The sequence below is a fragment of the Providencia sp. UF-183 genome (genome assembly GCF_058246155.1).
Genome location: NZ_JBSICD010000003.1, coordinates 287,605 through 299,112 on the forward strand (window position 1 = coordinate 287,605; position 11,508 = coordinate 299,112).

The following is an 11,508-nucleotide window of genomic DNA, read 5'->3' on the forward strand; positions in this document are numbered from 1 at the left end:
TTAATAGTCAATTTAATGCCATTTAAATAAGGTGATTTTTCTATTGTTTTTTAATGAAAAACTTTTTTACAAATTAGTTTTATATTTAAATCAATTCATTAAGTGAAATGCTAAAGAGAGTAATAAAAATGCAGGAGCTAGTCCGATTGTAATTTAACTTAAATTATGTAAAGTTGCGTATATCGACCTAACTTAAATCATAGTGATTAACAAAAATAATGTTTTTTAAGCGTAATTTTATCTATGGATCAATTTTATTTACCTTTTGTTTCCCTACCGTCGCAAAAGCCTCATTATTGAAACCTGATAACACAGATAACCTATTTAATCGGCAGACACAGCAGCAGCAAGCGCAGCAACAACAGTTTGAAGCGAAGGCACCTGATGTCAGCTTGCTTGGCCCTATTGTAAAAGCACAACTGCAATTCCCTGAAGAAACCCCTTGTTTTACGATTGAGCAGGTTGAAATAACAGGGCAGGAAGGGCTACCTCATTGGGTTCCTGTACAACGTTTAGCCAATCAAGCAGTTGGGCATTGCATTGGTATTGATGGTATCAATCTCTTAATTACAGACGTGCAGAATCGATTGATCAGCCATGGCTGGATCACGTCACGAGTGTTGGTACCTGAGCAAGATTTATCCACGGGCACACTTAAATTGGTGGTTTTACCTGGCAAGGTACAAAAAGTTCTCTTTACTGATGGCTCTTCTCAATACAGTACGTTATATACCGCGATGCCAGCACATGCTGGGAACTTATTAGATTTACGTGATATAGAACAAGGGCTTGAAAATTTACAACGCTTGCCGACGGTACAAGCCTCAATGGAAATGATCCCTGGGGATGGGCCGGGTGAAACGCAAATTGTGATTAATCGACAACAGTCACGCTATTGGCATGCGAGCGCATGGGCAGATAACACTGGGTCAAAAAGTACGGGTAAAAACCAAGCAGGTATCATGCTTGCCTTGGATAACCCTACCTCACTCAGCGATCTTTTCTACATTACTGCAACCCGTGACTTGAGCTTTTCAAGCAGTAAAGATACGACGAACTACAGTGCACACTATTCTGTTCCTTTTGGTTATTGGCAATTTGCGACCACAGCAAGTGATTATGAATACACACAAACAATTGCGGGTATGAATGACGATATTCAATATCGTGGGAAAAGTAAGAGCTTAAACTTGCAGCTCAGCAATGTGCTATATCGCGATGCAACAGCAAAAACAACGGCAACGTATGATGTTAACTTACGTGAAACACGCAACTTTGTTCGTGATACTGAAATTGAAAACCAAAAGCGCCGCACCACCTCTTGGAAACTTGGCCTTAATCATCGTCAATATATCGGGCAGTCTACGATCACTGCGGGCGCAAGTTATCAACATGGGACGCGTTGGTTTGGTGCGATGCCTGCTTTTGAAGAAACGAACGATCCCAACTCAAGGGAATATGCCACAGCACTGGCAAAAGTGATGCAATTTACAGCCTCCGCAAGCATTCCTTTTCGAATTTCAGAGCAACAACTGCGTTTTGAAACCCAATATTTACGCCAGATTAGTGACAGACAGCTAACTCCTCAAGATCAATTCAGTATCGGTAACCGCTGGACGGTTCGGGGGTTTGATGGGGAACGCACACTCAGTGCAGACCAAGGGTGGACGTTAAGAAATACCCTTTCATGGGTAACACCAATTCCGAACCAAGAGCTCTATCTTGGCGCAGACTATGGGGAAATTGGTGGGCACGGCACATACCGTAATCTTGGCAATCACCTTGCGGGGGGCGCAATTGGCCTACGAGGGGCAATCAGTGCCGCGAACCTCAGCTATGACCTCTCTATTGGCACGCCATTCTCTAAACCTGACGGATTTAAAACGGATCCGGCGACGTTTGCATTTTCTGTTAACTGGAATTATTAAGGTATCTCAGGATGAATAAGTTATTTTACCGCTTAATTTTTAATGCAGCGCGCCAAATGGTGATGGTCGTTGCGGATATTACTCGCAGCCATCAAGCAGGGCCTGCGTGCCAAACAGAAAATCGTGTTGAAAAAACCGCAAATAGCCGAATCCGCTGGTCAATTAAACCCATTGTTACCAGCCTTTGGTTGACGTTGGGTATGGTGAGTATGAGCGCCTCTGCATCCAATATTAAAGCGGATGGTAATGCACCAGGCAATCAGCAGCCGACGATTGTGAATACCCAAAATGGGTTACCTCAAGTGAATATTCAAGCCCCTAATCGCGATGGGGTTTCACGTAACCAATACAGCCAATTTGATGTTGATAACAAAGGGGCAATCCTGAATAACAGTCGCCACGATGTAAACACACAATTGGGTGGAATGATCCAAGGCAACGAGTGGTTGTCAAAGGGTGAAGCGAAAATCATCTTAAATGAGGTCAATAGCCGTGACCCGAGCCAACTCAATGGTTTTATTGAAGTCGCGGGGAAAAAAGCCGATGTAATTATCGCCAACCCTGCGGGGATCACCTGTAATGGCTGTGGGTTTATCAATGCGGATAAAGCTTTACTATCGGCAGGTAAAACTTTGATTGAAAATGGTAAAATCAAAGGCTTTGAAGTCGATAAGGGCAGTATCAATATTGTTGGTAAGGGGTACAACGGTAATGGCACCAACTATACGGCGTTAATCGCTCGGTCAGTCAATATTAATGCCAAATTACACGCTAAAGATTTAGTAATTACCACAGGGAAAAACACCGTTGCTGCGGATGGAAAAACTATTCTTAAAACAGATAATTCCACCACGGGCGATAAACCTGAGTTTGCTTTAGATGTTGCCGCATTGGGGGGAATGTATGCGAATACCATCAAAATGCGTGGAACAGAAAATGGCGTAGGTGTAAGAAATGCGGGGCATATTGGGGCAGAAGCTGGGGACATCACTTTATCAGCGGATGGTAAAGTGGGGAACTCGGGGGTGATCACGGCAAGCCAAAATATAGCCATTGACAGCCAGCAATCCATTAATAACCAAGGTACTGTTTTAGCTCAGCAAAATGTGAGTCTTAATGCTAAACAGGCCATCACTAACACCGATAAAGGCCAAATGGTTGCAGGGCGTGACACCACCTTAAATGCCGCACAAATCAACAGTGACAAAACCGCCTTACTTGCAGCTGGGGTTGATAGTAAAGGTAAACTAACCTCGGCGGGCTCTTTAACGGTTAAAGGTGATAAAAACGTTACACTTCAAGGTGATATTGTCGCTAAAGGATCGTTAACTGCGACAGGGAGTGAACTTGATCTTTCGTTCTCAAATACTCAAGCTCAAAACATCACGCTGACATCGACAGCAAAAGAAATTCGCACTAAAGAAGCACATCTGCAGGCAAAGGATAAAGCCACATTAACGGCAAAAACAGGGATTGATAACCAAAAAGGGGAAATTGTTGCCAAAGACTTGTCGTTAATTGCCCCTGAATTTATTCACAATCAGCAAGGTAAATTGGTTCAAACGGGTAATTCGAAAAACACGTTACGGACTCAAGTACTTGATAACCAAAGTGGGGAAATTAACCTTGCGGGTGATACCTCTATCACCACCCAGCAGTTGAATAACCAGTCAGGGCAGCTGCTAAATCGTGATGGCAAGGTCGATATTCAAAGCCAAAACTTGAACAACCAACAAGGCACGATTTTAGCCTCTGGCAAGCAGGGGCTCGGCATCAATGCAGACAAACTGGATGGGCAAAAAGGGGAAATTCTGACCAGTGGCGGGCTAAGTTTAGCAGGGCAATCCATGAATTTGGATAATGGGACGACTCAAGCTGAGCAAATCACCTTAAAAGCCAATGCGCTCTCTCATCGCCAAGGAAATCTCCTACAAACAGGCGATAAAGCCATGACAGTGGACGTTGCGACGACCTTGGATAATCATGAGGGAAGCATGTCATCCAAAGGTGATCTGCGCATACAGGCAGATAACCTTGATAACAGTGATGGTAAATTATTCACCAGTGCTAACAAACAGTTAGAGATCACCGCAACCACAAAATTGAATAATACGCAGGGGGTGATCCAAACCGATAAATATTTAGCCATCAAAGCCAACCAACTGGTGAATACACAAGGAAAAATCAGCAGTTTATCAGGTGCTGCATTACTCACCGCAAACCAGATGGATGGCCATAAAGGAACGGTTTTTGTACAAAATTCACTGCGTATTGAAAGCCAGGATATCAATTTAAATCATGGGTTTACGCAAGCTAATCAAATCACTATTTTAGCCAATAACTTTTCTCATCAAGGTGCAACGTTACTGCAAGTTGGGGAAGGGAAAACGGAACTACGCATTCAAAATCATTTTGATAATCAGCGTGGGGAAATCTCCAGCAATGGACAGGTTGAGATTTCAGCCAATGCGTTGAATAACCAAGACGGCAAAATTATTGCAGCGAAATTAGGGCAATTATCCCTGAATATTCAACAAGCATTGAATAATACCCAAGGCACATTGTTAGGTAATCAAGGTATTAAACTTGCAGCAAATCGTTTGATTAATCAATCAGGCAAACTTATTGCGAGCTTTGGCGATAACCAGCTAACTCTTAAGCAGCTAGACGGCGAGAAAGGCGAAATTCTCTCCAAAGGCAAGCTGGCTTTAACGGGAGAGGATCTCAACCTTAATGGCGCAATTACCCAAGCTGACAATATTCAGATAGACGGGAAAAACCTTTCCCACCAACGTGGGAAAATGCTGCAAACGGGCAGTGAAAAAGGCCACATAAAACTGACTCAAACCCTTGATAACCAAGCGGGTAATATCAGTAGCCAAGGCGCTTTACATCTGGATGTGAACGCGTTGGCGAATCAACAAGGTACCGTCGTTGCTGCGAAAGCGGGTGCATTGTTTATTAATGCAAAAGACAGCGTAGATAATACCGCAGGGACACTTTTTGCCGAGCATGATTTCACGTTGAATGCCCCACAATTCACTAATGTGGATGGCAAGGTGATTAGCAAGCAAGGGGACATGCTGATTGTTGCTGAAAAAGTGCAAGGCCAGCACGGGGAAATTGTTGCGGATGGGGAGCTTGTACTGCATGGGCAAGACATTGACTTGAGCGCAGGAAATACACAAGCCAATCACATTCAGCTGACAGCGAAAAACCTAAATCATCAGCAAGGTACAATGACCCAACTCGGTGAGCAACAAGGTTCACTTCTCGTTTCTCAGCACCTAAATAACCAAGCGGGTAACATCAGTGGTAATGGTTCTTGGCAAATAACGGCAAATACGTTAGGAAACCAACAAGGTAAAATATTCAGTGCAAGAATGGGGGCGTTAAACCTAAAAATTCAACAGGTACTGGATAACACGGGGGGTACCTTAACTGGGCGTCAAGGAGTATTTGCTGATACCCAATCACTGATTAACCGCACAGGAAAAGTGATTGCGAGTATGGGGGACATTACCTTAAATAGCCAATCGCTTGATGGTGATAAGGGCGAGCTACTGGCTGCGAATACCTTGAATATTCAAGGTGAAACACTGTCATTAAACCAAGGGATCACTCAGGCTGATCAGGTTTTAATCACGGCAAGCACACTCGAACACCAAAACGGTAAATTATTACAAACCGGTGATAAAGCAGGAAAAATCACGCTGCAAGGGCGGCTAAACAACCAATCAGGTGAAATTGGCAGTAATGGTGACTTTACAATCACAACAGATTCCCTTGATAACCAAGATGGCCAGATCTTAACAGCAAATAAGGGGCACCTATCCCTTGATGTAAAAAATGAGTTAGTTAACAAAAATGGTGCCCTGGTGGGTGAAAATGGCCTGAAAATCACCGCGAATGAGCTGGATAACCAACACGGTAAGGTTGTCGCACGCCATGGAAATAGCACATTAGATATTACGAATAATATCAATAACCAAGCGGGGCTAATTGCAGCTGAACAACTATTGCAGATGCGTAACCAAGCCCTGCAAAACCAGCAAGGGTACATTCAGGCCAATACCCTCAATATCGATACCCAAAACCAGTTATTTGATAACACCGAAGGGGTATTGCTAGCGCAACAAAAACTCACGTTAAACAGCGGTAAAATTGAAAACCAGCAAGGAACCATTCAGTCTGGTAGTGACATGCAGATTGATACCCATGGTGAGCAATTACGCAATACACAAAGTGGTGATAATAAAGGTATTTATGCACAGGGCGGGCTAACGTTAAGCACGGGGGATCTCGATAACGAAAAAGGCCGTATTGTGGCCAAAGGCCAATTGGCGCTTAACAGCCAAGCGTTAACTAACCAGCAAGGTTTGATTGGTAGCCAATCTGCTATCTCGATGAAAACTCAGCAGTTGGATAATACTGCAGGCACGATCAAGGGGCAATCTATCGACCTTGATACCCAAGGCCAGCGTTTAACTAACACCGCCAAAACAGACGAGCAAGGGATTTTTGCTAGCCAAAAACTGGCGTTAACGGTTGGTGAGCTGATTAACCAACAAGGCCATATTCAAGCAGGTGATATCAGAATAGACACACTGAAAAACCGTGTCGATAACTCCCAAGGGGAAATTTTAGCCAGTCTCGGGTTAAACCTAAACAGTGGCGAGCTTGATAACCAACAAGGGCGGATTCAAGCTGGCCAGCAGTTAGTTTTGGACACTCATGGGCAGCTTCTTAACAATAGCAACACACAAAAAAGTGGTGGGTTGTTAAGTGGTGGAAACCTCACGCTCAACAGTGGCAAATTAACGAACCAGCAAGGGCAAATCCAAAGTGCGGGGGCAAGTGCATTAACCTCTCAGGCCTTGGATAACCAGCAAGGGCGGATTTATTCAGGTGGCTTATTGGATATCAATACTCAGAAAAACGATGTATTGAACCAAGAGGGCGTATTGGCGAGTGAAGGGCAACTCACCCTAACAACCAATGACCTGAAGAATCAGCAAGGGTTTGTGCAAGGTAAACAAGGTTTAAATATTGATGCTAATCATATCGATAACCAAAAAGGTACACTCTTAAGCCAGTCTTCAGCACAAATCACAGGCGCCACCCTGAATAACCGCGAAGGAACATTGCAATCACAGGGAAATAGCCACCTGATGATTACGCAACGTATTGATAACCAACAAGGACAAATTTTGTCTGGGGCGGATTTACAGGTTACCAGCCAATACCTGAATAACACCAAAGGTACCCTTCAAGGGCTGAATAACGTTGAATTAGTTTTAGCGCAACAGCTTGATAACCAACAAGGTTGGATTAAAGCCAATGATAACCTGAATATCACAGCAACGAATGTTGATAACCAAAATACCGCCCAAGCAGGGCAAGGGATTGAAGGGCAAAATGTCACGCTAAAAGCGACGGAATTGAATAACCAACGTGGTGCAGTACGTGCAGGGCAAACTATTCAGGCAAATATCGCTCAATCCTTAAATAATAACCAAGGCATGGTATCCGCAGGGTCAGATTTGACTGTTGCTGATAATGCGAAAGGGAAAGCCTTAACGCTCACAAACCAGCAAGGGGTGATTGTTAGCAACGGTTCTGCGAGTGTATCTGCAAACACCTTAACCGGTGAAGGGAAACTTATTGCCCAAAAAGTACTGACATTGGCTATCAATCAAGCATTTGAAAACCATGGGCGCATTCAGGCGGGGGAACGCTTAACCGCTAATTTTGCCCAAGGCTTCACAAACTATGGGTTAATATCTAGCCTTGGTGAGTTTGCATTGAGTACGACGACGGTCATTAATCAGGTATCTGGGGAAATCAGTGGTCACAATACGCGAATCAACGCCAGTGGCAACATCCTCAATACAGGGCTAATTGATGGCACCTTGACCCACATTGTGGCAAAAAAACTCGATAACGTCGGTACAGGGCGTATTTATGGCGATTTCTTATCGATAGCAGTCAATACCTTATTGAATGATAAGCAAGGGGATAAATCGGCTGTTATTGCAGGGCGCAAAGAAGTTAACTTAGCGGTTTCTGAACTGGTGAACCGCGACCACGCCTTAATTTACAGTGATGGTGATTTAACCATCGGTGGTGTGCTCAATGACAAGCTGCAAGCCACGGGCCATGCTAAAAGCGTGAAAAACCACAGTGCAAATATTGAAGCGGATGGCAATCTCACTCTCAAAACTAATCTACTTGAAAATAAAGATATTCATTTAGAGCTGACTGAAAAACCGGTTGAAGTTAGCCGCGAACACTTCGATTGGTACGATTACGGTAATGGTAAGCGTTATAAAATTCAGCCGCGTAATGGTAACCAAACCCGCTATGCGATTAATGATGATGGTACGCTCAACAAAGAAGTGGGTATTCACTATGAAAAATCCAATCGCTGGCGGATGTTTGAAAATGGTAACTGGACAAAAGATTTTTACGAATACGATTATGACCGTGTTGTGTATGAAACACAGGTCATTAAACGCGATGCGGCATTAATCACCAGTGGTAAACACTTAACCATTGACGGGCAGCAACTGAATAATGAGAACTCACGTATCGTAGCAGGCCAAAACCTGATTTTAACGGGTTATGGTCTGAACAACGAAGAAGCGCAAGGCATCCGCCGTATCGTTGAGGACGGTGACACCATTTATCGCTACAAAGGTGGCAAAAAATGGAAAACGCGTACCAGCACGTCAAAATACCAAGGTATTAATAGTGAAGAGGATTTACCGCTGCATTTACTGGAAGTAAAAGAGCAAGCGGGGGGAATTAATAAAACTCACTTGGATGGTGTGAAAGTCAACCTACTCGATGGCGCAGCGGATACCGTGTCTGAATCAACGATAACGGATAACCAAGGGGCGTTGCTGGCGGAAACCACATTAAAAGACGGTAAAAATACGCCTCTTGAGCTTGCAGCAGGCCAACAGGCTGAAGTAGCGCAATTACCGTCAGTTTCAGCAAAAACTGACGTGAGCGACGATAAAACCGTTGGTGCGACAGCGCAGGCAGGTGATGCCAATGTGGGGGATGGTACTGACGTTCAAGGGGTAGGTGATGCAGGTGCAGGGGAAAATATCACGGCAGAAAAAGCGCCTCAAGGTAAAGATAACCTCGATACCGTGATCAGAACCGTTGGGCCAAACACCCAATTACCAGATAACAGCCTGTTCAACGTCATACCCGGCACTGACAGCCAATTCTTGATTGAAACAGACTCACGGTTCACTAACTACAAAAAGTGGTTATCCAGCGTTGATATCGTCACCAATGAGCAACTGCATAAGCGCTTAGGTGACGGTTATTATGAGCAGCGTTTAGTTCGTGACCAACTAATTGAAACCACAGGTCAGCGGTTACTGGGCAGCTATAGTAGTGATGAAGAGCAGTATCGTGCCTTGCTAACTAACGGTGTGGCATTTGGTCAACAGTTTAACCTAACACCGGGTGTTGCACTTTCGCCTGAGCAAATGGCTAACTTGACCAGCGATATCGTATGGATGGTGAATAAAGAAGTCACCTTGCCTGATGGCCGTGTTGAGATGGTAAGTGTACCGCAGGTGTATGTTCGTGCACGCCAAGGCGATCTAAACGGCAATGGAGCACTACTTGCAGGGCGCAATGTGTCTGCCAATATCACGGGCGACTTGCTCAATAGTGGTGAAATTAACAGCCGCGAATTAACGGATTTACGTGCAGAAAACATTGAAAACAGCGGGCGCATTCAAGGGAAAGACGTTCAACTCAACGCATTGAAAGATATAAACAATGTGGGTGGTGAAATTCGTGGTTTAGATAGCGTATCACTCTCAGCCGGGCGCGACATTCTCAGTGAAACTGCGCAGCGTGGCGAAGGCAATTCTCAATGGCTCGACCGCCCTGCCAGCATTTATGTTACAGGGGATAACGGCCAACTGACCTTAAAAGCCGTGCAAGATATCAACTTGATTGCAACGGATGTCGGCAATTTAGGCGTAGAAGGTAAAACGTCCATTATCGCTGGGCGTGATATCAGCTTAGAAACGCGAGATGTGAGTTCGGCTTTTGATTACACGCATAATTCAACGAATTATTACCGCGGCGAAAACAGCATTGAAGTGGGCACCCAAATCCAAACTAAAGGGGATTTAACACTGTCGGCTGGGCAAGATCTCTCCGCTCGCGCAGCGAATGTGTCCAGTGGCGGCGAATTAGCTGTGAATGTGGGGCGTGATATTAACCTGACCTCTGGGGTGGAAAGCAGTGATTATGCTAAGCACACCAAACACACGGACAAAGGTTTTCTATCGAGCACCACCAAAGAAACCCATGATGAAGTCAACGAGCGTACGGCAATCAGCACGACGTTCAGTGGCGATAGCGTCAAAATGAGCGCAGGTAATGACGTCAATATTCAGGGCAGCAATGTGCTGGGAACTAACGATGTTACCGTTAATGCGGGTAATCAGCTGAATGTCACCACGTCTGATGAGGCGTTACATGAAACGCACATGTCGAAGACGAAGAAATCAGGGCTGATGAGTACAGGTGGCTTGGGCTTAACTGTCGGGTCAACGTCTCAAAAAGTCACGACTGATAGTGACAGTAACTTGAAAAAAGGCAGCGTAATCGGCAGCTCCGCAGGTGATGTGACACTGGAGGCTGGTGGTTCAGCGAACATCCATGGCAGTGATGTGATCGCCGCGAAAGATATTAATATCACAGGCAGTGATGTGAATATTACGGCCGCTGAAAATAGCCGAACCGATATAACGACGGTGGAAAGTAAGTCTAGCGGCCTCACGGTGTCATTAGGTGGTGCTGCGGGCAGTATGTTAGACGGTATGGCGCAGACAGCGAAATCGGCGAAACAGGAAGACGATGGCCAATTAGCGGCACTTAAAGGGATGAAAGCGGGTCTACAAGGTGTTCAAGCAGAACAAGCCGGTGAGTTGGCTGGGCTGAAAAAAGGCGGTAGTGTCACCGATGCCTTTGGTGTGAACGTGTCTTATGGCAGTAGCTCGTCAAAATCCACGACAAAAACGCAGCAAAATACTGCATCTGGTAGCAGCCTGAGCGCTGGGGACAATATTAACCTTACGGCCACAGGTAAAAAAGAGGGCAGCCAAGGCAACTTGGCAGTACAAGGCAGCCAGTTAACCGCAGATAAAAACATCACGTTAACGGCAAAAAATGATATCGACCTAACCAGTGCTAGTAACACGCAAACAGTGGATGGTAAAAACTCAAGCTCAGGCAGTTCAATTGGTGCGGGTATCAGCTCAGGCGGTTGGAACGTCAATGCCAGCGTCAATAAAGGCAGCGGTTTCGAAAAAGGTAATAGCGAGTATTACACCGATACACAGGTGGATGCAGGTAAACAACTGACCTTGAACAGCGGCAAAGATACCACATTAACAGGTGCGCAGGTCAGTGGCGAGACAGTGAAAGCCAATGTTGGCGGCGATTTAACTTTATCGAGCCAGCAAACCACCGACAAATACGACTCGAAGCAAAAAGGCGGTAGCCTGTCGGGGAGTATTGGCACAGGGTTGAATACCAC

At 45.0% G+C, this 11,508-nt stretch carries 2 protein-coding genes; both read left to right on the plus strand.

The features are described 5' to 3' along the window. Positions 1–218 precede the first annotated feature (218 nt). On the plus strand, positions 219–1,928 hold the full coding sequence (locus AC4IFT_RS04295) for a ShlB/FhaC/HecB family hemolysin secretion/activation protein (RefSeq protein ID WP_490731913.1): 1,710 nt from the start codon (positions 219–221) through the stop codon (positions 1,926–1,928). A gap of 11 nt (positions 1,929–1,939) precedes the next feature. Continuing rightward, positions 1,940–11,508, plus strand: a 9,569-nt coding sequence (locus tag AC4IFT_RS04300; protein WP_490750695.1) for a two-partner secretion domain-containing protein, incomplete at its 3' end; no start/stop codon positions are given.

Bases quoted from the DNA above. Each gene is read 5' to 3' on its own strand.
- AC4IFT_RS04295 (WP_490731913.1), top strand. From the start codon at position 219: ATGTTTTTTAAGCGTAATTTTATCTATGGATCAATTTTATTTACCTTT.